The sequence below is a fragment of the Allobosea sp. Leaf344 genome (assembly GCF_001426225.1).
GTDB lineage: Bacteria > Pseudomonadota > Alphaproteobacteria > Rhizobiales > Beijerinckiaceae > Allobosea.
Genome location: NZ_LMRT01000001.1, coordinates 637,450 through 658,983 on the forward strand (window position 1 = coordinate 637,450; position 21,534 = coordinate 658,983).

Below are 21,534 nucleotides of genomic sequence, written 5' to 3' on the forward strand. Positions count from 1 at the left end.
TTTACAGAGCCGGGCCTCGCTTCTACAACCAGTTGACCTTACGTCATATTGGTGATGTTGATGCCGGCCGACCGCATGACGCTGCATTGTTTCGGGCGGAGCCTCGGCGACGCGGCCGGCGTGCATCGCGCGCCGCACCGGTCTTTCGCAGGCTTCGTCGCGCCGCTGGCGCCGGCCGAGTTTGCGCTTCGGCTGGGCCGGCAGCGTCCCGTGGCGGCCCTGCCATGCTGAGAGCTGGCCATTCCATCCTCGGCGACACACGCTGCCTCCTGGGCGAGGGGCCGGCCTATGACCCCGACACCGATACCGCCTCCTGGTTCGACATCCCGGAGCGGAAGCTGTTCGAGGCGACGCTGTACGACAGCCTGGTGACGCATCAGAGCCTGCCGCTGATGGCCTCCGCTCTGGCCGCCGTCGACCGCGACCGCCAGATCCTGGCGACCGAGAACGGGCTCTATATCCGCTGGCGCAGTTCGGGGACGCTGACCCGATTCTGCGCCATCGACGACGACAGGCCGGCCATGCGCTCGAACGATGCGCGCGCCCATCCCAGCGGCGCCTTCTGGTTCAGCATGATGAGCAGGACGGAAGAGGCGGGCCTCGCCTCGATCTATGCTTTGGCGAAAGGGAATGTCGCGCTGCTGTTCAGCGGGCTGACCATCCCGGATTCGATCGGTTTCTCGGCCGATGGCAGCCTCGGCTTCTTCTCGGACAGCGCGCTGAACGCGCTCTACCGCGTCCCGCTCGATCCGGCGAGCGGGCTGCCCTGCGACATGCCGGTGCGCGTGCCGCTGGTCGATGGCGGCGCCGGGCTCGACGGCGCGGCGGTCGATGGCGAGGGCCTGCTCTGGCTGGCGCGCCGCGGCGGCGCGCGCATCGATGCCTTCACCGTCGAAGGCGAGCTCAGGCGCAGCCTGCCGGTGCCGGCGCGGCAGCCGAGCTGCCCGCTCTTCGTCGGCCGCCGCTTCGACCGGATGCTGGTGACCAGCGCCGCGCCGGGCCGGGATGAGGTCGGCCCGACCGCCGACCGGCTGGGCGGCGCCACCTTCCTGCTGGCCGCGGGCGCCAAGGGCCGCCCGGAGCCTCGCGTCCGGCTGGAGATCTAGCCGCCGCGCACCGGCGCGAGCGGCCGGGCCCTGACCGCGCAGAACTTGAATTCCGGGATCTTCCCCGTGGGATCCAGCGCCGGATTGGTCAGCAGATTGGCCGCCGCCTCCGCATAGCAGAAGGGCAGGAACACCATGTTCTCCGGCACGTCGCGATCGGCCCGCGCCGTCAGCGCGACGCTCCCGCGCCGGGTCTCCAGCTGGACGCGGCCTCCCGGCGACAGGCCAAGCCGCCCGAGATCGCGCGGCGACATCAGCGCCACCGCCTCGGGCTCGATCTCGTCCAGAATGCCGGCGCGCCGGGTCATCGAGCCGGTATGCCAATGCTCCAGCACGCGGCCGGTCGAGAGCACCATCGGGAATTCGGCGTCGGGCAGCTCATCCGGCGGCGCGAAGGCGGCCGGCACGATCTTCGCCCTGCCGCTCTCGGTCGGGAAGCCCTGCGCGAAAATGATCTCGTTGCCGGGCTGGTCGGGTCCGTCCACGGGATAGGTCACGGCGCCCTCCCGCTCCAGCCGCTCCCAGCTGATGTGACGCAGCGAGGGCATAACCGACGCCATTTCGGCGAAGACGGCGGCGGGGCCGTCATAATGCCAGTCGCAGCCCATGCGGCGGGCGATCTCCTGGATGATCCACCAATCCTGCCTCGCCTCGCCCGGCGGCCGCACCACCTGCCGCGCCATCTGCACCCGCCGGTCGGTATTGGTGAAGCTGCCGCTCTTCTCGGCGAAGGCGGAGGCCGGCAGCACGACATCGGCATGGAAGGCCGTCTCGGTCAGGAACAGGTCCTGGACCACGAGATGCTCCAGCTTCGCCAGCGCCTGGCGGGCGTGGTTGAGGTCGGGATCCGACATTGCGGGGTTTTCGCCCTCGATATACATGCCGGCGATGCTGCCCTGATGGATCGCGTCCAGGATCTCCACCACGGTGAGACCCTTGTCGGGATCGAGGGACTGGCCCCAGAGCGTCTCGAAAATCGCCCGGACCTCGGCCTTCTCGACCGATTGGTAATCGGGATAGACCATCGGGATCAGCCCCGCATCGGAGGCGCCCTGGACATTGTTCTGCCCGCGCAGCGGGTGGAGCCCGGTGCCCTTCCGGCCGATCTGGCCGGTGACCATGGCGAGGGCTATCAGGCAGCGGGCATTGTCGGTGCCATGGACATGCTGGCTGATGCCCATGCCCCAGAAGATGATCGCCGCCGGCGAACGGGCATAGGCCCGCGCCACCTCGCGCAAGGTCTCGGCCGGGATGCCGCAGATTTCGGCCATATCTTCCGGCGGGAAGGCAGCGACGCTCTGTTTCAGCCGCTCGAAGCCTTCTGTGTAGCCGGCTACATACTGCTCGTCGACCAGCCCCTCGGCGATGATCGTATGCAGCATGGCGTTGAGCATGGCGACGTCGCTGCCCGGCTTGAAGGCGAGATGGCGCCAAGCATGGCGCGTCAGCGACTGGCCGCGCGGGTCCATCACCACCAGCCTGGCGCCGTTTTTCGCTGCGTTCTTGATGAAGGTGGCGGCGACGGGGTGGTTCACCGCCGGATTGGCGCCGATGACGATGATCAGCTCGGCATCCAGCGCGGCCGCGAAGGGCGCGGTCACGGCGCCGGAATTGACGCCCTCCATCAGCGCGGCGACGGAGGAGGCATGGCAGAGCCTGGTGCAATGGTCGACATTGTTGGAGCCGAAGCCGGTGCGCACCAGCTTCTGGAACAGATAGGCTTCCTCGTTCGAGCCCTTGGCCGAGCCGAAGCCGGCCAGCGCCTTGCGACCCCTGAGATCGCGGATGCGGGCGAGGCCGCTGGCCGCGAGATCGAGCGCCTCGTCCCATTCGGCCTCGCGGAAATGCGTCCAGGGATTGGCCGGATCGACCTGGTCCTCGGTATGTTTGGGACGGCCGGGCAGGCGGATCAGCGGCTTGGTCAGCCGGTGGGGATGGTGGATGTAGTCGAAGCCGAAGCGCCCCTTGACGCAGAGCCGGTTGTGATTGGCCGGGCCGTCGCGCCCTTCGGCCAGGACGATGCGCTCCTGCGCCACGCCATAGCTGATCTGGCAGCCGACACCGCAATAGGGGCAGAGCGAGTCCACCCGGCGCTCGGGCCAGACGATGCGGGTCTGGGCTTCGTCGAGCAGGGCACGCGGCATCAGCGCCCCGGTCGGACAGGCCTGGACGCATTCGCCGCAGGCGACGCAGGTGGAGTCCCCCATCGGATCGTCGAAATCGAAGACGATCTTGGCCCCGGCATTGCGATAGGCCATGCCGATCACGTCATTGACCTGAACCTCGCGGCAGGCGCGGACGCAGAGCCCGCACTGGATGCAGGCATCGAGATTGACGCTCATGGCGGCGTGGCTGAGATCGGCTGGACAGCGCTCGGCGCGCGGGAAACGGCTCGCCGTGACGCCCGTCCTGTCGGCCCAGCCCCAGAAGGCGGAGCTCGGATCATGCGAGGTCTCGCGCTGCGGCTGGTCGGCGACCAGCAACTCCATCACCAGCGCCCGCGCCGTCCTGGCGCGCTGGCTGGCGCTGTGGACCTTCATGCCGATGGCGGGCTTGCGCAGGCAGGAGGCGGCGAGCACGCGCTCGCCCTCGATCTCGACCATGCAGGCGCGGCAATTGCCGTCAGGCCGGTAATCCGGCGCCGGCGAGTGGCAGAGATGCGGGATGTCGGTGCCGCAGCGCTTGGCCACCTGCCAGATGGTCTCGCCCGCCGCGGCCTCGACCTGGGCGCCATCGAGCTCGAAGAGGATGCCGCCGCTCATGGAAGCATATCCGGCGTCGCGACTTCCTTTGGCGTCGCGAATTCCTCGGGAAAATAGCGCAGCAGGCAGGTCAGCGGGTTGGAGGCGGCCTGGCCGAGCCCGCAGATCGAGGCGTCGCGCATCACCTGCGAGAGCTCGCCCAGCAGATCCTGGTCCCAGTCCCGCTCCTGCATCAGCATCACCGCCTTCTGCGTGCCGACGCGGCAGGGCGTGCATTGCCCGCAGCTCTCATCGGCGAAGAAGCGCATCAGATTGAGCACGGCCGCGCGCAGATCATCCTGGTCGGAGAGGATGATTACAGCCGCGGAGCCGATGAAGCAGCCATGTTTCTCCAGTGAGCCGAAATCCAGCGGGATATCGTCCAGGGCGGCGGGCAGCAGCCCGCCCGAGGCGCCGCCGGGGCAATAGGCACGCAGGCGATGGCCTTGCTGCATGCCGCCGCAATGCTCCGCCAGTAGTTCGCGCAACGTGATGCCGGACGGGGCGAGTTTCACGCCGGGCTCGCGGACCCGGCCCGAGACCGAGAAGCTGCGCAGCCCAATGCGGCCGTTGCGGCCATGGCCGGTCCACCAGCCCGGGCCCCGTTCGACGATGTCGCGCACCCAATACAGCGTCTCGACATTGTTGATCAGGGTCGGGCGGCCGAACAGCCCGTTCTGGAAGGGAAAGGGCGGCTTGTGGCGCGGCAGGCCGCGCTTGCCCTCGAGGCTCTCCAGCAGCGCCGATTCCTCGCCGCAGATATAGGCGCCGGCGCCGCGGCGCAGATGGATGGCCGGGCCCCCGGCCGGCAGCCGGGCGATCTCGCGCTGCAGGATCACGCGGGCGGCGGGGTATTCGTCGCGCAGATAGATATAGACCGCCTCCGCCCCGACCAGATGCGCGCCGATCAGCATCCCTTCGAGGAAGCGGTGCGGGTCGCTGTCGAGGTAATGGCGGTCCTTGAACGTCCCGGGCTCGCCCTCATCGGCATTGACCGCCATCAGGCGCGGTCCCGGCTCCGCCCGCACGGCCCGCCATTTGCGACCCGCCGGAAAGCCCGCCCCGCCGAGCCCGCGCAGCCCGGCCTGTTCCAGCGCCTCCAGCACCGTCTCCACCGGCCGCGCGCCGCTGCGCAGCGCCTCCAGCAACGCGTAGCCGCCGGCCGACCGATAGGCCTCATAGCCGAGATAGGGCGGCAGGACGGGCTCTGTGAGGCCCGCCTCGCGCGCGGCAGCGACGGCGAGCGGCGTCGCCCGGGTGACGAAACGATGGCCGATCTCGGCGACGGGCGCCTGGTCGCACAGGCCGACGCAGGGCGCGCGGACAACGCGGCAGCCGGTGCCGGCATGATCCCGCTGCAGCGTCGCGAGCAAATCCTCGCCGCCCTGCATGGCACAGCTCAGGCTGTCGCAGACCCGGATGGTGAGAGGCGGCACCGGCGCCTGGCCCTCCTTCACCACGTCGAAATGCGCGTAGAAGGTCGCGGTCTCGAAGACCTCGGCGAAGGAGAGCCGCATCGCCTCGGCCAGCGCGGCGAGATGGGCCGCGGAGATCTGGTGATAGCGGTCCTGGATCAGATGCAGATGCTCGATCAGCAGGTCGCGGCGCAGCGGGCGCCCGGCGAGCAGCGTCGCGATCTCGCTCTGCGCCGCCGGGTCGATCTGGCGGCCCTTCGGCGTCGGTCTGGCCCGTCCCCTGCCCAGCCCCGGATGCTGGACAGGCCGGGCCGTCCGGCCCAGCGTATCAGGCTCGCTCATCGCGGCACGTCTCTCCCACCCTGCACGGGCGCGCTTACCCGTCGGCGCCGCTCTCCGGCGGCTTGCTCATACGGCAGGCTAGCCCAATGCGCCGGCGGGCTCGACCCCCAAATGCAGCCCGGCCTGCATGCCGGCAGCGCACGACCCGAGGGTCATTCGCAGCGGGACAGCATCATGCCGGTTTCGATCAGCTCGAACTTGCAATCATCGACGAAGCGCAGGCTCCTGCCATCGGCCAGCCGGTAGCGCGTCAGGCCGATCGCATCCTTGGAGACGATCACGTCGTGGACGACCCCGTTCTCGTCCCGGCAGCGCTCGCGATAGCGTTCGTGCCAGCCGGTCCGGGGCGCGGCATCCGCGAGCCCGGCCCTCATCGCTGCACACCCTGCACGTCGCGCACCACGACGCGCAGCCCCTGGCCACGGGCCCGGCGCGCGGCCGCCGCCTCGGCGCTCTCGCGGCTGGCGGAGACATCCCAGAAGGCTCCGCTGGGGTCCTTGACGGCCCAGTTCGGGCCGAGACGGCACACCTGCAACACACCCGACATGACGCAACTCCGACGACACGCAACACCACTCCCGGCTGAACGTCCCGCGATGGGAGCGGTTCCGGCTCTTGGCCGGGCACGAAAGATCGATGCGGGCCGCTTGGCTTGTTCGAAGTCGGCGAAGGGCTGTGCAGGCCGCGAGCGGAATGCTTACCGAAGCGTTGATCCGATCGCTCGAAGTGCGCGGCTCACATGAACCAAGTCTTTGGCACGTCATAACGACGCAACGTCAATTTCAGGAGGATTTAAGCAGGCGAGCCTAAAGACGTCATGTCCATTCGCGAGACCGACCATGACTCTTCATCTCGACGCACAGCCCCAGACGACGCGCGCAGAACTGCTGCCTTCACGGGATCACGCGCACTCTACTGAAGGCCAGCCAGTCTCGTGGCCGGCGATACAGACCGAGGCGGCACGGCCTCGCGCCATTCATGCCGCCCGGCGGGGTGTGCCGCTCCTCACCCTGCCCCCGCCACACGCCGTCCCGACGCGATCGCAGCTGATCGCGTCCCTTCCCGAGGACGTATTGCTCCTGTGCCGCAGCGCGCTGGAGCGCCCGGGCTCGCGGCATGGCCGCGCGAGGGCGGCGCTGGCATCGCGGCTTCCTCCCGTCCCGCGCAGCCGGCGCAGCGCAGGGCTCGCGCGGATCGCGGCGACGCAACCGGCGGATTGCGAAACGCATGACGCGTTCTTCCGCATCCGCCGATGCGACGCCGCCCCGGCCGAGCGCTTTCTGCTGGGGCTGTTCGACGCGCACCGGCTGCTGCGCCGCGACATCGCGCAGAGCATGACCTCGCTGCCGGACGAGCGGCTGGCGATCCTCGCCGATGGTCTCCTGGCGATCCTGGCCGCCGCGATCGGGCCTGCGAAGCTGGCACCCTCGGTCTGGAGACGGCAGGAGCGGGAGACGTCGCCGGACAATGCCGGGCTGCGCTGGATCAGGGGCCATCAGATCTTCGCCGTCCTCAGCCAGGGGATGATCTACGCATTGGCCGAGACGGACAGCGCCGATCGCGACGGCGACGCGGCCAGCCGTGCCGGCGCGGCCGAACTCATGGCCGAACTGCTGGCGGCCAGCGCGGTCTCGCTGGAGCTGACCGGGGATTTTCCGGAGAGCTATTATCGGCAGACCGTGCGCGTCGGCATGGAAAGCCCGTTCTTGCCGCGCGGCTTCAGCGGGCTGCTCTCCCGCGATCATCGCGAGCTGGTCGCGCAGATGAAGCGGCTGCGCCCGATGATCGACCGGTTGCGCGAGCAGGAGCCGGCGCTTCATTCCCGGATCACGCGCAATCTCGGCGCCGTCTATGCCAGCCACAAACATGTCTGCGCCCGTTTCGTCGGCGCCGACCAGTCGAGCCTGCTGATGGCGGAGATGCAAGGCCGCTCCGCCGTCGAGCAGATCGACAGGTTCGAGGCCATGCGGCTGCGGAGCTGGGCGCCGGCTGCGGAGACCGGCCGGTGACACCGATCGCCCCGAGCGGACCGCCGCTCGTCGTGATGCGCTCGCTCAGCCGGGCGCGCGCCGCCTTGCCCGCCTATGCCGCGCTGCTCGGCGAGGAGGAACGCGCCCAGGCCGGCCGCCTGCGCCAGATCACCGACCGCGACAGGTTCGTTCTGGGGCGCGGCCTGGCGCGGCTGCTGCTCGCGCAGGCCACGGGACGACAGCCGCGCGCGCTCGCCTTGACCCGCGACGAGCATGGCAAGCCCCGGCTCGCAGATGCGCAGGGGCTGGAATTCAACATCGCCCATTCCGGCGATCTCGTCGCCGTCGCCATCGGCCGCGACTGCGAGCTCGGGATCGACGTCGAGCGCCACCGGCCGGGCCTCGACACCGCCGCCATCGGCAGGCTGGTCTTCACCGAGGCGGAGATGGCCGGACTGGCGAGCCGGGCGGCGGGCGCCGGAACCGAGCCGTTCTTCCGGCAATGGGTGTTCAAGGAGGCGCTGGTCAAGGCTCTCGGGACGGGTCTGGCCCGCGACCCCAGGCGGTTCGAGATCCGCTTGGAAGGCGGCGAGCCCGCCGCCGCCTTCGTCGGCGGCGGAGAGGACGATATCGGCGGCCGCTGGCGCCTCTCGGCTCTGCCGGTCACGCCAGGCTATTCCGCCGCATTGGCGTGGCGCTCGGCTTCACCGACAAAGACGATACCCGATTATGCCGCAACGTCGTTTTCTGATGTTCATGGTTAACGCTTCATTGTCATCTTGGCTGCATTGATCTTGCCCATGCGCAGCCTGGGCGGCCTTCGCCGGCCTGGCCTGCGCCTGGAGCTCTCCCGCATGCGCAAGATCGGCCTCCTGGTGCTCATGGCCCTGACCGGCTGCACGATGGGGCCGCAGCTGCCGCGGCAGGAACTTCCCGCCCTGCCGGCGGCCTATTCCGAGACGACCGGCAGCCTCAAAACCGCCGCCGCGCCGGCCGATGCGCCCTGGTGGCGCGCCTTCCGGGACCCGACGCTCGATCAGATCCTCGAGAGCGGGCTCGGCGGCAATCTCGACATCCGCCAGGCCCAGGCCAGGCTGGCTGCGGCCGAAGCGGGCATCGCTTCGGCCGGGGCGAGCGGCTTTCCCGCGCTGACGCTCGGTGCCGCGAGCGGCGCGACGCGCGAGATCGGCCGGATGAAGCAGAAGCAGGGCGTGGTGCAGAGCACCGGCTATCAGCTTTCGGCGAGCTGGCTCCTCGATCTCTTCGGCGAGGTCCGCTCGCAGATCCAATCCGCCGAGGCCGCGCGCGATGCCGCCAAGGCGGCGACGGAGGTGGCGAGGCTGGCGCTGACCTCGGCGCTGGCGAGCCAATATGTGGAAGCGCGCCATCAGCAGGAACTGGCGGCGATCACCGCGCGCAGCCTGGCCGCGCGACGGCGGGCGCTGGCCCTGACGCAGGGGCTGCAGCGCGAGGGCATGGCGTCCGGCCTCGATGTCTCGCGCAGCGAAGAGGCGATGCGGGCGATCGCGGCGGAACAGCCGCTGCAGGAAGCGAATTTCCGCCGCGCGGCGCATCGTATGGCGACGCTGATCGGGCAGCCCGCCACCGCGCTGGTGCCGCTGCTCGACAGGCCGGCGGCGCAGCCGGAGCCGGCTTGGCCGGCCGAAACGGGCGTTCCCGCGGATCTGCTGCGCAACCGGCCGGACATCAGGCGCGCGGAACTCGATTATCTCGGCAGTCTCGCCGAGATCGGCTTCGCCTGGTCGCAGCTGTTTCCCTCGGTGACGCTGTCGGGCTCCATCGCCCCCTCCTATGTCAAGACGTCCGCCGCGAGCGGCCATCTCACGACATGGTCCTTCGGGCCGCAGCTGAAGCTGCCGATCTTCGATGGCGGCCGCCTGAACGCCAATGTGAAGATCGCCGTCGCGCGGGCGCAGGAGAAGGAGGCGGCGTGGCGAGCCAGCGTGCTGGCGGCCGTCGAGGAGGTCGAGACGGCGCTGGTGAGCTATCGTCGCGAGGCGGCGACGCTGAGCCGTACACAGGCGCGGCTCCGGGCGGCGCAGCGCAGCGCCGATCTGGCGCGCGCGGCCTATCGCGAGGGGCTGTCGGCGGCGTTCGAGATGCTCGATGCCGAGCGCCAGCTTTCCGATGCACAGACCGCGCAAGCGCAGTCGCGGCGCAATCTCGCTCTGCACTACATCGCGCTCAGCGTCGCTCTGGGGCGCGGCCTGCCCGGCCCCGGCAGCAGCCGGCCCGCCGCGGGCTGACGAAGACGCGTGGATGCTTGCACATCGCGCTTTCATCCCTGAAATGCCGCTTGGTTAGCATGTTGTTTACCATGCGAGGCTTAGACAGGATCGATGCGCCGCCCGGAGCCTGAACGTGTCCATTCCCCTCCCCACACGGCCCGATCGTCAGGCTGAGCCGGCGCCGGCGTCACCGGCCGGCGGCTGCGGGACGAGGGCGCGGTGACGACGCTGATCGCCTGGCGCAACCTGATCCACGACCCGGTCAGGTTCGCGGCGACCTTGATCGGGATCATCTTCTCGGTGGTGCTGATGGCCGTCCAGGCCGGCATGCTGCTCGGCTTCGCCGAGACGACGACGGGGCTGGTGCGCCAGTCCCGGGCGAATATCTGGCTGGTGCCGCGCGGCACCACCAATGTCGACCAATCGGCGATCCTGCCGCAGAGAACCTATTTCCAGGCGCTGAAGACCGCCGGCGTGGCGGAGGCCGCCCGCCACATCGTGCGCTTCGTCAGCTGGCGCCTGCCGCGGGGCGGCTCCCAGCTCGTCATCGTCGTCGGCTTCGATCCCGTCTCCGGGCTGGCCGGGCCCTGGAACGTGGTCGAGGGCTCGGTGGCGGCGCTCTCCGCGCCGCATATGGTGATGATCGACCGGCTCTATGCCGCCAAGCTCGGCGTCAGGGCGATCGGCGACAGCGTCGAGATCTCGGGGCGGCGGGCGATCGTCGCCGGCTTCACGCAGGGCGCGCGCACCTTCACCCAGGCGCCCTATGTCTTCACCAGCTACGCCAACGCGCTGCGCTATACCGAGGTGCTGGACGGCGATGCGAGCTATGTGCTGGTGCGCGCCCAGCCGGGGATCGCGCTGGCGCCCCTGGTCGCCAGGCTGCAGGCGGCGGCGCCCAACACCGACGTGATGACGGCGGAGGCCTTCGCCGCCAAGACCCGCGATTACTGGATCTTCACCACCGGCGCCGGCTCCGCCCTGATCATGGGGGCCTCGCTCGGCGCGCTGGTCGGCATCGTCATCGTCGCCCAGACGCTCTATGCGGCGACGCTGGAGCGGATCGGCGAATATGCGACGCTGGCCGCGATCGGCGCCGGACATGGCTATCTCAGTGCCATCGTCATCAAGCAGGCGCTGATCTGCGGCGCGGCCGGCTATGGCATCGCCGCCCTGGTCGCGCTCAGCATCGCCTTCGCCGCCCGCGGCGCGCCAGCCGCCATCCTGTTCACGCCAAGCGCGCTCGGCCTGCTGGCCGTAGCGGCGCTGCTGATGTGCTGCCTCTCGGCGCTGATCGCCATCCGCAAGCTGTCGACGATCGACCCCACGAGCGTGTTCCGATGAGCGAAGCCGATCGCAGCATCCGGGTCGAGGCGGCCGAGCTCCGCTATGGCCGCGCCGATACCGGCACCCATGCCCTGCGCGGCGTCAGCCTCCAGGCCATGCCGGGGGAGGTGCTGATGATCCGCGGCCCGTCCGGCAGCGGCAAGACCACGCTGCTGCAGCTGATGGGCGCGCTCAAGACGCCGGATAAGGGGATGGTGAGCATCTGCGGCGAGACCACCGGCGGCTGTTCGGCGGCGGCGCTGCGCAGCCTGAGGCTGCGGCGGATCGGCTTCGTCTTCCAGTTCTTCAACCTGTTCCCGACGCTCTCGGCCTGGGAGAACGTGGCCATCCCGCTCGATATCCGGGGTGTGCCGCGGCAGGATTCGGAGCGGGCGGCGCGGGCGATGCTCGAGGAGGTCGGCCTCGGCGACCGGGCCGATTTCAAGCCGGGCCAGCTTTCCGGCGGGCAGCGCCAGCGTGTCGCCGTCGCGCGCGCCCTGATGAACGAGCCCGACGTCATTCTCGCCGACGAGCCGACCGCGGCGCTGGACGGCGTCAACGGCGCCATCGTCATCGCCGCGCTCCGGCGGCTCGCCCATCGCAAGGGCCGCGTCGTGGTGGTGGTATCGCATGACCAGCGCCTGCAGGACCAGGTCGACCGCTGCATCACCATCGAGGACGGGCTCGTCGTCGCCACCCCGGCGCCGCCCGCCCCCTTCTCCCCGCGTCGCGTATCGGAGTCGATCGGATGACAGCGCAGCCGAAGGCCTCCGCCAGCGTCGCCCTGGTGCTGATCCTGATCGCCGGCGCCTATACCAGCCTGGATCGCGGCGGGATCGGCGGCGGCCAGGGCCATGCGACGACGGCGGGTGGAACGGGCGGTGCCGGCCCGCGGCGGCAGGTGGTGGCCGGGCTGGGCGTGGTCGAGCCGAGCTCCGGCACCATCGACCTCGCCGCGCCGGCGCTCGGCATCCTGTCCTCCGTCAGGGTCCGCGAGGGCGACCGCGTCCGCCGGGGCGAGATCGTCGCGGAGATCGCCAATGACGATCTGAAGGCGCGCCTCGCGCAGGCGGAGGCGACGCTCGCGATCAGGACCGCGCAGGCGCGGCTGATCGAGGAGGGTCCCCGCACCGAGGAGATCCGCAAGGCCGAGGCGCAGTTGCGCGAAGAGGAGGGCAATCTCAGGCTGATGCAGGCGCAGTTCGAGCGGCGCCAGCGGCTGGTGCGCGAGGGCGCGGTCTCCTCCGAGGCGCTCAACGCCGCCGGCAACAGCCTGACCGCGGCGCGGGAGCGGCGCAGCGCCGCCGAGAACAGCCTGCAGATCCTGCGCCAGGGCGCCCGCCCGGACGAGATCGGCGCGGCACGGGCCGAGGTGCGGCTGGCGGAGAACCAGCTGGCCGAGGCGCGGGCCGCTCTGGCCAAATCCTTCGTCCGGGCCAGCACCGACGGCGTGGTGCTGCGCCGCTACCGCGAGCCGGGCGAGGCGATCTCGACCCAGAACATCGTGCCGGTGGTGCAGATCGCCGATCTGTCGCGGCTGGTCGTGCGCACCCAGATCGACGAGAACGACATCGCCGAGCTGAGCATCGGCCAGGGCGCCGAGATCTCGGCGCCGGCCCTCAACGGCCGCAGGCTCGCCGGGCGGGTCGAGCGGATCAGCCCCCGCCTCGGCGCCAAGATCGTGTCCTCGGATTCGCCGACCGAGAAGCGCGATGCCCGCGTGCTCGACGTGATCGTGGCGCTGCCGCCGGGTGCCAGCCTGCCGATCAATCTGCGCGTCGACGTCGTCATCGACCTCACCAGCGCGGCCGTGCCGGTGGCGGGGCTGCGCGGCCCGCTCGGCAACGGTCCGGCGCCGCTCCCGCGCGCCCTTGCGGCTGCGCCCCCGCCCTGCGCCGTCACGGGCTGCAAGCCGGCCGAGGCGGTTTTGGCCGGCTCCGCGCTCGACCCGCGTCCCGTGCCGATCCGGCAGAGCCGGCTCTACGACTGACCGGCGCGGGTCAGGGCTGGTCGAACAGCACGGCGAGCTTCGCGACATTGTCGCGGTTCAGCACGGCGTAATGGTCGCAATCCAGCGGCGGATAGGCGAGCGGCCGCTCGCTCATCGCCTGCCAATAATCGCGGCGCCCATCGGGCGGCAGGTCGCCGCGCCGCGCCAGCAGATAGATCATCGGCGTGGCGATGATCTCGGGCACATAGGTTTCCGACAGGCGCATATTATTGGCGACGATCGCCGCGACGCGCCGCTCCTGGTCCGGATCGATCGGCGCGGTCGAGCCGCTGCGTTCCTTCTCCAGCCGGACGATGCGATGGGCGGTGTATTGCGCCATCTCCATCGTCCAGGCCTCGCCGGCGGCGGAGGTGTCGAGCAGGACGAGCCGGTCCACCACCTCGCCCACCGCCTCGAGCCGGCGGGTGATCTCGAAGGCGGCGAGGCCGCCGAAGGAATGGCCGAGCAGCGCGTAGGGACCGACGGGCTGGACGCTGCGGATGGCGCCCAGATACGCCTCCATCATCGAGTCGATGGTCTCGGCCAGGGGTTCGCCCGCCTCCAGCCCCGAGGCCTGCACGCCATAGACCGGGCGGCGGCCGGCCAGGGCCTCGGCCAGGCCGATATAGCCGAAGGAGGCGCCGCCGACGGGGTGGAAGCAGAAGACCGGCCGCCCCGGCCCGTCGCCGAGCCGCACCAGCGGGCCGCGCGCCTGCAGCGCCTTGCCCGAGGCGATCGCGTCGGCCAGAGCGCGGATCGTCTGGTGGCGATAGATCGCCGCGATCGGCAGCGCGACCTGCAATTGAGCCTGACAGGCTGCGGCCAGGCGCAGCGCCTGCAGCGAATGCCCGCCGAGCCCGAAGAAATTATCGTCGATGCCGACCTCGCATTGCAGCAGCGAGCCGACGATCGCGACGAGGGCCTGGTCGAGCGCGTCGCGCGGCGCCGTCTTCTCCGCCCTGTCCCCGGCCTCCGGCGCCGGCAGGGCGGCGAGGTCGAGCTTGCCGTTCACGGTCATCGGCAGCGCCGCCAGCAGCACCAGCGCGCTCGGCACCATGTAATGCGGCAGGCGCGCCTCGAGATGGCCGCGCCAATCGGCGACCGGCCGTGCCGTGTCGCCGTTTTCGGGCACGGCATAAGCGAGGATGGCGGGCTCGCCCTGATGGTCGCGGAGGACGGCCACGGCCGAGCGGATCTCCGGATGGCTGCTGAGAGCGGCGGCAACCTCTTCCAGCTCGATACGGAAGCCGCGGATCTTCACCTGCCGGTCGGCGCGGCCGAGGAAGCTGATCTCGCCGGCATCGTCGAGGCGGCCGAGATCGCCGCTGCGATAGAGCCGCTCGCCTGCGGCCCCGAACGGATCCGGCACGAAGCGCTCCGCCGTCTCCTGCGGCAGGGCGAGATAGCCGATCGCCACGCTCGGGCCGCCGATGCAGATTTCGCCGACGATACCGGGCGGCACCGGCTGCAGCGCCTCGTCCAGCAGGATCACCCGGTAATCGGGGAGGGCGCGGCCGATCGGCAAAGTCGCGCCGGTCTCGGTGCCGTCATAGCGATGGATCGCCGCGTCGATGCAGCTCTCCGTCGGCCCATAGGCGTTGACGATTTCGGTTCCCGGCAGCGCCGCCCGGAGCCTGCGGGCCAGCGCCACCGGGAACGGCTCGCCGCCCAGGATGAGGCGGCGCAGCGCCAGCGCCGGCGGCGGGGTGTCCAGCATGGCGTCCAGGAAGGCCGGGCCGGAATTGAGGGAGGTAATGCTTTCGCGCGCCATCAGCGACCAGAATTCCGGGCCGGCGAGCGCCCCCGCATCGTCGGCGACGACCACGGTTGCGCCGCTCAGCAGCGGCGTGACGAGCTGGCCGATGGAGACGTCGAAGCTGACCGAGAGCGTCGCCAGCACCCGGTCGCCCGGGCCGATCGGATCATGCCCCTGCCTGGCCGCCGCCAGATTGGCGAGGGCCGCATGGCTGACGACGACGCCCTTCGGCGCACCCGTCGAGCCGGAGGTGTGGATGATATAGGCGGGCGATTGCGGGGTGAGCGGCTCCAGCCTCTCGGCATCGGTCGGTTCATCCTGCCGCGGCCCGTGCCAGTCGCCGGCGTCGCAGAGCAAAGCCGGCCATTGCCGCGGGGCCAGGGTGCAGGTCTCCCGGTCCGCCAGGATGACCGAGGGCCGGGCCTGCGCCAGGATGGCTGCGATGCGCTGGGCGGGGTGCGACGGATCGACAGGCATGTAGACGCCGCCCGCCTTCATGATGCCGAGCGCGGCGATGACGAGCGCCTCCGAGCGGCCGAGCAGCACCGCCACCGGCCGGCCCGGCCCGACGCCCCAGGTGATCAGCGCATGGGCGAGGCGGTTGGCGCGCCGATCGAGCTCGGCGAAGCTCAGGCTCACCGCGCGATAGCGGACCGCCTCCCGCTCCGGCTGCTCGGCAACCCGGCATGCGAAGAGCGCGGGGATGGTGTCGAGCGGCTGGCCATGCGCGGGCTCGCGGCTGGCGGCCGCCAGCCGCGCCTGCGCCGCCTCGTCGAGCAGGGCGAGCTGCGTGAAGGGGCGCTCCGGCGCCGCCAGCGCGGCCTCGAGAAGCCGGGGCAACTGCTCCGCCAGCCGCGCCATGGTCTTCGGCAGGAACAGGTCGAGCGCATAGGTGATCGACGCCTCGAAGGCGCCCTCGCATTCGTTGACGACGAGCGTCAGGTCGAATTTCGCGGTGGTCTCCGGCAGCGGCAGCGCGCTGGCCGTGAGCCCGGCGAAGGCGAGCTTCGCCGGTGGCGCGGATTGATAGGCGATGACGCTCTGGAAGAGCGGGTGCAGGCCCGGGCGGCGCACCGGCTTCACCGCCTCGACGATCTGCTCCAGCGGCAGCGCGGCATGGGCGAAGACGTCGAGCGCATGGTCGCGCAGCCGCTCGACCAGCGTGCCGAAGCCCGGGCGGCCGGTGAGATCGGCCCGGAGCGCGACGGTATTGACGAAGAAGCCGATCAGCGCCTGCGTCGCGGGCTCGGCTCGGTTGGCGATCGGCGCTCCGAGCACGATCTCGTCCTGCCCCGACCAGCGCGCCAGCAGGGCCGCCCAGGCGGCCGCCATCACGATGAAGGGCGTGGCCTGCCGCGTTCTGGCGAAGGCGAGGATGCGCTCGGCCAGCTCCGGCGGCAGCGCGACCGCGCAGGATGCGCCGGCGTCGCTGCGCTGCGCCGGGCGCCGATGGTCGAATGGCAGGCTCAACTGCTCCGGCGCTCCCGCAAGCCGTGCCGTCCAGAAGGCGAGATGGGAGGCGATGGCGTCGGGCCCGAGCTGCGCCCGCTGCCACAGCGCATAATCCGCATACTGGGCCGGAAGCGGCGCGAGGGCCGCGCGCTCGCCCGACACCGCCTCGTGATAGAGCGCCGCCAGCTCGCGCTGCAGGATGGCGACCGACCACCCGTCGGAGACGATGTGATGCAGCGTCACCAGCACGATGTGATCGGCGGGCCCCAGCTTCAGGACCAGCACGCGCAGCGGCGGATCGGATTCGAGGTCGAATGGCCGCAGCGCCTCTTCCCGCGCGCGCCTCAGCGCCTCCGCCGGGCCCTGCGCCGAGACATCCTCGCGGCGGAAGCCGGGCTCGCCCTCGGCCAGCACCTGCTGCGAGGGCTGGCCGCCGCTGTCGGAAAAGCGCGTCCGCAGCGATTCGTGCCGTGCGACCAGCCCCGCGAAAGCCCGGCGCAGCGCGTCGAGGTCCAGCTCGCCTTCGAGCCGGATCGCGACGGGGATGTTGTAGGCGGGGCTGGCCGGATCGAGCTTGTGCAGGAACCAGAGCCGCTCCTGCTCGAAGGAGAGCGGGATCGCGGGCGGGCGCGGCAGGGCGCCGAAAGCCACGCCCGCGGCATCGGCGGCGGCGGGCTGGAGCGCATCGATCCGGGCGGCGAGTTCGCCGAGGCGCGGCGCCTCGAAGAGCAGGCGGATCGGCAGGTCGAGCCCGATGCTCTGCCGCAGATGCGAGGCGAGCTGCGTCGCCAGCAGCGAATGGCCGCCGAGCTCGAAGAAATGGCTGCCGGTATCGGGCGCGGAGACGCCGAGCACCGCCGCGAAAGCCTCGGCCAGCAGCCGCTCGGTCGCGGTGCCGGGCGCCACGCCCGTCACGGCGGCGAACTCCGGCTCCGGCAGGGCGCGCTCGTCGAGCTTGCCATGCGGCGTCAGCGGCAGAGCGGGCAGGATGATGATGGCGGCCGGCACCATATGCGCCGGCAGGCGCCGCTGCAGGGACGCGCGCAGCGCCTCAGGCTCCGGCGCGGTTTGCGCCTGCTCCGGCACCGCATAGGCGAGCAACCGGGTCGCCCCCCTGGCGTCCGGACGGGCGATGACCGCCGCCTGAATGATCCCGGGATGGGCGCGCAGCACCGCCTCGACCTCTCCCGGCTCCACCCGGAAGCCGCGGATCTTCACCTGCGCATCGCTGCGGCCGAGGCAGAGGAGCTGACCGTCCTCGCGCCAGCAGCCGCGATCGCCCGTGCGATAGAGCCTGCCGAAGACAGGATGCGTGACGAAGCGCGCCGCCGTCTCCGCCTCCCTGTCGAGATAGGCTTCCGCCAGGCCGGCGCCGCCGATGCAGAGTTCGCCCTCGGCCCCGATGCCGAGCGGCTCCAGCTCCGCATCCAGCACATGCAGGCTGTAATTCGGCAAAGGCCGGCCGATCGGCAGGACCCGCCCGGGATCCGCCGAGGCCGCGGGCGCGCGATAGGCGGTGGCGTCGATGCAGGCCTCCGTCGGCCCGTAGATGTTGAAGACCGGCACGCCGAGTCTTTGCTGCAGCCGCGCGGCGAGCGCGCCCGATAGCGGCTCCCCACCCAGCATGAGCTGCTTCAGCGTGGTGCGCGCCGGCGCATCCGGCAGCACCGCCTCAAGGAAGGAGGGGACGGAATTGACATGGGTGACCGCGTGGCGCCGCAGGATGTCCCAGAATTGCGCGCCCGAGGCGACGCCGAGTTCGCCGGCGATGACGATGGTCGCTCCGGCCAGGAGCGGCGTCAGCAACTGCCCGAGCGAGACGTCGAAGCCGATCGCCGCCGCCGCCAGCACCCGGTCCCCCGGCCCGATCGGATCGTGATCGAGCCGGGCATGAGCGAAATTGACCAGCGCCCCGTGCGAGACCGCGACGCCCTTGGGCCGCCCGGTCGAGCCGGAGGTATAGATGAGATAAGCGAGGCTGCGCGGCGTGAGCGCGGGCGCCACGAGATCGCCCGACGTCTCGTCATCGGCCTCCACCGCCAGGCGGACGGGCCCCGCAGGCGCGCGCGCGCCCGTCTCGGCATCGACGATGACGAAGCCGGCGCCGGCATCCGCGCTCATCGCCTGCAGCCGGTCCTGCGGATAGGCGGGGTCGAGCGGGAGATAGACGCAGCCCGCCTTGAGCAGGCCGAGCAGCGCGACCACGCTCTGCGGCGAGCGCGGCAGCATCACGCCGACGACGTCGCCGCAGGCGGCGCCCCGCGCCTGGAGCCGTCGCGCGAGACGATCGGAGGCGGCGTCGAGCTGGGCATAGCTCAGCTGCACCCCGTCGGCGACGATGGCGGGCGCGTCCGGCTGGCGCGCGGCGCGCCTGGCGAAGAGGGCCTGGAGCGGCTCCTCCGGCACGGCCAGGCGCCGCCCCTCGCTCCAGCTGGCCAGCAATCGCCGCTCCACCGGCACCAGGCCGTCGATGCGCGTGAGCGCTGTCGCCTCGCCTGCCGTGACGTCGCGGATGACCTCGCGCAGGCACAGGGCGAAGCGCTCGACCTCGGCCCGCGCCAGGATGGCCGGATCGAACCGCAGGGCGATCGCCAGCCCGGTGCGATCGGCGGCTTCGTCGACATAGATCCCCAGCGCCGAGGTTTCGCGGCGGCGCAGCGGCAGCGACCAGACCGGCCGGCCGCCGATGCTGGGGCGCAGCTCGCGCAGCGGCGGCATCATCGTCACGGCGACGTCGAACAGGCTGCGATCGGCGCGGTCGGCGAAGGCGCCGTCGGCGGCGAGATGCCGGCCGAGCGCGTCGATCGGAAGGCGCTGATGGCGGAGATCCGCGTCGAAACCCGCCGCGAGCGCCCGCAGCGCCCCGCTCAGATCGTCCTCCGGCGCGATCCGGCAGCGGAGCGGGACCATCCCCGCCAGCATCCCGATCACGGCGCGGCTGGCGAGGTCGCGGCCATGCAGCGCCATGCCCAGCGAAAACTCGCGCAGCCGGTAGCGGCGCGAAAGCGCGATCGCAATCGTCGCCAGCAGCGCGCGATGCAGCGTGGTCCCGGCCGCCTGCGCGGCGGTGTCGAGGGCCTCGAACTCGCTCCGGTCGAGGCTGAAGGCGATGTCGTCCTGCTCCTCGCCGGGGGGCGGCGCAGCGACCTCCATCGGCTTCGGGCGACCCGCGAAGACCAGGGCGGGCAGAGGCGAGAGCCGCGCGCGCCAATAGGCGAGATCCTCCTGATAGCGTGCGGAGGCGGCATAGGCTTCGTCTTCATCGACGATGCGGCGATACTGCGCCTGCGGGATCGCCGGAGTATCCGCACCCGCTTCCTCGCCGGGCTCCGCCTCGCCGCAGAGCGAGCGATAGGCCCGCAGCCAGTAGAGCTGCGCCAGCCCGATCGAGACGCCGTCGGCCGCGAGGTGATGCGCCAGCATCAGCAGCCGCCAGCGCGCCGGGCCGAGCCTTATGAGCTCGACCCGGAACAGCGGCTCCTCGTCCAGGCGAAAGCCCCGCTCCTGCGCGGCGCGCAGATGAGCGCGCAGTGCCGCATCCGGCTCCGCGGCTTGCGAGAGGTCGACCAGGGCGAAGGGCGGAGCGCCCGCCGGCTCGAGCCATTGCAGCGGCCTGTCCCGGCACACCCTGAGGCGCAGCCCGTCCTGCCTGCCCATCATCAGGCGCACGGCCTGGCGCGCGAGATCGGGGTCGATCTCGCTGTCGAAGGCGACGAGACAGCCGAGCTGATACGCGGCGGGATCGTCGATCAGGCAGGTATCGAGCCAGACGGCGCGCTGCGCATGGCTGAGGGGAAAGAGTTCGCGGGTCGGCGCGGGCGGCTTCTGCTGGATCGTCATGGTAAATCCGTGGAGGGGAGCAGGGCGCGGGGCCGGAGCGTTCCGGCATGGCGCGCGGCGATGCGCATCAGCAGCAGAGCGAGCCGCGCGGCGCTGGTGAGCAGGATGGCGCCGACGAGGCCGCCGGCGCCGAGCCCCTGCGAGAAGGCCAGCATGGCGGCGAGCGGCGGCGTCGCGGCCATGCTCGCGATCTGGATCGCGGTGGGAACGGCGATGTCGTGCAAAGCGCGCAGCCCGGCCGAAGCCGCGAGGCTGAGCCCGTCGAGCATCAGGACGAGGCCGATGACGGGCAGCAGCGCCGCCATCGCGCCGGCGAGGCCCGGGTCGGGGGCATAGGCCCGCGCCACCTCTCCCGGCGCGAGCAGCCAGAGCAGCGTCACCGGGGACAGCATCAGCGCCAGCGTGACGAGATCGCGCCGCAGCCGCGCCGGCCTGGCCTCGGCCGACGCGGCCGCCACTCGGATGGCGGCGGCGTCGCCGATGCCGGCCGCCAGCAGCAGCGCCGGCAGGCTCAGGATCCAGCAGGACGCATAGGCCGCGAGCGGCACGGGGCCGAGCCAGCCGGCGAAGATCGTCAGCCAAAGGCCGAGCAGATGCAGGGTGCCCGCGGCACCGGCGGCGGAGAGGCCCAGCCCGATCTGCCGGGCCCGGTCCCGATGCGGGATCGGCTCCGCGCCGGCCCCGTCCGGCCGCTCGATGCGCAGCAGGGTCAGCACCAGCGCGATCGCCAGCGCCAGCCGCACGAGCGCGGTGGCCAGCGCCGAACCCAGCGCGCCCAGCGCCGGCACGCCCCAACCGCCGGCGATCAGCAGAGCGTTCAGAGCGAGATTGACGAGGTTGGCGAGCAGCATCGAGACGGCGACCAGGCCCGGCCGGCCGATCCCCTCGAGATGCACCGCGCAGGCCAGGGCGACCAGCCCGGCCGGGAGACCGAGCGCGGCGACCAGCATGACAGGCGCGGCCGCGGCCACGAGGCCGGCCTCCTGGCCGCCCGCCAGCAGCAGCGCCGGAGCGAGCCAGGCGGCGGCGAGGCCGAGCCCGGCCATGGCGGCGGCGCAGGCCATGGCCCGCCGCCAGATCGCCAGCCGCCGCGCGCGCTCCGCCGGCGGTCTCGCGGCAGCGACCAGCACCAGCGCCGACAGGATGAAGGCGCCGAAGACCTCGCTCAGCCGCCCAAAACTGCCCTCGGCGAGCGTCGCCACGGCGAGCTCCCGCGCGCCGAACCGGGCCAGCATGACGGCGTCGACCAGCACCATGGCGGCCAGCCCCGCCCGCGAGACGAGCATCGGCGCGGCGAGGCGCAGCAGCGAAGGCGCGATCGCGGCATCGGTCGGGGCGCGGGTCATC

General features: G+C 71.5%; 13 protein-coding genes. 7 read left to right on the top strand and 6 right to left on the bottom strand.

Annotated elements, in window-relative coordinates; translation table 11 throughout:
- Nucleotides 1–224: 224 nt before the first annotated feature.
- Entirely contained in the window at nucleotides 225–1,106 is an 882-nt protein-coding gene (locus ASG72_RS02965; RefSeq protein WP_056708738.1) for an SMP-30/gluconolactonase/LRE family protein, read from the top strand.
- On the opposite strand, the gene fdhF is transcribed toward ASG72_RS02965, so the two are convergent.
- The 4 genes from fdhF to ASG72_RS20535 all read right to left on the bottom strand — a co-directional run bounded on the left by fdhF (nucleotide 1,103) and on the right by ASG72_RS20535 (nucleotide 6,151).
- On the bottom strand, nucleotides 1,103–3,868 hold the full coding sequence (gene fdhF, locus ASG72_RS02970; protein WP_056708741.1) for a formate dehydrogenase subunit alpha: 2,766 nt from the start codon (nucleotides 3,866–3,868) through the stop codon (nucleotides 1,103–1,105). The genes ASG72_RS02965 and fdhF overlap by 4 nt on opposite strands.
- Entirely contained in the window at nucleotides 3,865–5,604 is a 1,740-nt protein-coding gene (locus tag ASG72_RS02975; protein ID WP_056708744.1) for an NAD(P)H-dependent oxidoreductase subunit E, read from the bottom strand. Before ASG72_RS02975 ends, fdhF begins: the two co-directional genes overlap by 4 nt.
- A 152-nt stretch (nucleotides 5,605–5,756) precedes the next feature.
- A complete protein-coding gene (locus tag ASG72_RS02980) occupies nucleotides 5,757–5,978 on the bottom strand; it encodes a hypothetical protein (RefSeq protein WP_056708747.1) in 222 nt (73 codons plus the stop codon).
- Complete coding sequence (locus ASG72_RS20535) at nucleotides 5,975–6,151, bottom strand: hypothetical protein (RefSeq protein ID WP_156395765.1); 177 nt, start codon at nucleotides 6,149–6,151, stop codon at nucleotides 5,975–5,977. Before ASG72_RS20535 ends, ASG72_RS02980 begins: the two co-directional genes overlap by 4 nt.
- Nucleotides 6,152–6,677: 526 nt before the next feature.
- Here ASG72_RS20535 and ASG72_RS20945 point away from each other — a divergent pair.
- From ASG72_RS20945 to ASG72_RS03010, 6 genes are all read left to right on the top strand, one after another.
- Entirely contained in the window at nucleotides 6,678–7,613 is a 936-nt protein-coding gene (locus ASG72_RS20945; RefSeq protein ID WP_056708750.1) for a hypothetical protein, read from the top strand.
- Nucleotides 7,610–8,338, top strand: a complete 729-nt coding sequence (locus ASG72_RS20950) for a 4'-phosphopantetheinyl transferase superfamily protein (protein ID WP_162246183.1) — start codon at nucleotides 7,610–7,612, stop codon at nucleotides 8,336–8,338. Before ASG72_RS20945 ends, ASG72_RS20950 begins: the two co-directional genes overlap by 4 nt.
- 90 nt (nucleotides 8,339–8,428) lie before the next feature.
- The gene (locus tag ASG72_RS02995; protein ID WP_056709905.1) at nucleotides 8,429–9,841 is read left to right on the top strand and encodes an efflux transporter outer membrane subunit; all 1,413 of its coding nucleotides are present in this window, start codon (nucleotides 8,429–8,431) and stop codon (nucleotides 9,839–9,841) included.
- A gap of 201 nt (nucleotides 9,842–10,042) precedes the next feature.
- Nucleotides 10,043–11,167: an ABC transporter permease gene (locus ASG72_RS03000; protein WP_056708754.1), complete on the top strand. Its 1,125-nt coding sequence runs from the start codon at nucleotides 10,043–10,045 to the stop codon at nucleotides 11,165–11,167.
- Nucleotides 11,164–11,901 carry an ABC transporter ATP-binding protein gene (locus tag ASG72_RS03005; protein ID WP_056708757.1) on the top strand — a complete coding sequence of 246 codons (738 nt, stop codon included), beginning with the start codon at nucleotides 11,164–11,166 and terminating at the stop codon, nucleotides 11,899–11,901. Before ASG72_RS03000 ends, ASG72_RS03005 begins: the two co-directional genes overlap by 4 nt.
- Nucleotides 11,898–13,139 carry an efflux RND transporter periplasmic adaptor subunit gene (locus ASG72_RS03010; protein WP_056708760.1) on the top strand — a complete coding sequence of 414 codons (1,242 nt, stop codon included), beginning with the start codon at nucleotides 11,898–11,900 and terminating at the stop codon, nucleotides 13,137–13,139. The genes ASG72_RS03005 and ASG72_RS03010 overlap by 4 nt, the downstream gene beginning before the upstream one ends.
- A gap of 10 nt (nucleotides 13,140–13,149) precedes the next feature.
- Here ASG72_RS03010 and ASG72_RS03015 read toward each other — a convergent pair whose 3' ends face one another.
- Nucleotides 13,150–20,187 (bottom strand): non-ribosomal peptide synthetase, encoded by a 7,038-nt coding sequence (locus ASG72_RS03015; protein ID WP_056708765.1) that lies wholly within the window; start codon nucleotides 20,185–20,187, stop codon nucleotides 13,150–13,152.
- Entirely contained in the window at nucleotides 20,184–21,533 is a 1,350-nt protein-coding gene (locus tag ASG72_RS03020) for an MATE family efflux transporter (protein WP_162246184.1), read from the bottom strand. The genes ASG72_RS03015 and ASG72_RS03020 overlap by 4 nt, the downstream gene beginning before the upstream one ends.
- Nucleotide 21,534 lies beyond the last annotated feature (1 nt).

What these genes read in the sequence shown, in the direction of transcription:
- ASG72_RS02965 (WP_056708738.1), top strand. Translation starts at nt 225, where the DNA reads ATGCTGAGAGCTGGCCATTCCATCCTCGGCGACACACGCTGCCTCCTG.
- fdhF (WP_056708741.1), bottom strand. Translation starts at nt 3,868, where the DNA reads ATGAGCGGCGGCATCCTCTTCGAGCTCGATGGCGCCCAGGTCGAGGCC.
- ASG72_RS02975 (WP_056708744.1), bottom strand. Translation starts at nt 5,604, where the DNA reads ATGAGCGAGCCTGATACGCTGGGCCGGACGGCCCGGCCTGTCCAGCAT.
- ASG72_RS02980 (WP_056708747.1), bottom strand. Translation starts at nt 5,978, where the DNA reads ATGAGGGCCGGGCTCGCGGATGCCGCGCCCCGGACCGGCTGGCACGAA.
- ASG72_RS20535 (WP_156395765.1), bottom strand. Translation starts at nt 6,151, where the DNA reads ATGTCGGGTGTGTTGCAGGTGTGCCGTCTCGGCCCGAACTGGGCCGTC.
- ASG72_RS02995 (WP_056709905.1), top strand. Translation starts at nt 8,429, where the DNA reads ATGCGCAAGATCGGCCTCCTGGTGCTCATGGCCCTGACCGGCTGCACG.
- ASG72_RS03005 (WP_056708757.1), top strand. Translation starts at nt 11,164, where the DNA reads ATGAGCGAAGCCGATCGCAGCATCCGGGTCGAGGCGGCCGAGCTCCGC.
- ASG72_RS03010 (WP_056708760.1), top strand. Translation starts at nt 11,898, where the DNA reads ATGACAGCGCAGCCGAAGGCCTCCGCCAGCGTCGCCCTGGTGCTGATC.
- ASG72_RS03015 (WP_056708765.1), bottom strand. Translation starts at nt 20,187, where the DNA reads ATGACGATCCAGCAGAAGCCGCCCGCGCCGACCCGCGAACTCTTTCCC.
- ASG72_RS03020 (WP_162246184.1), bottom strand. Translation starts at nt 21,533, where the DNA reads ATGACCCGCGCCCCGACCGATGCCGCGATCGCGCCTTCGCTGCTGCGC.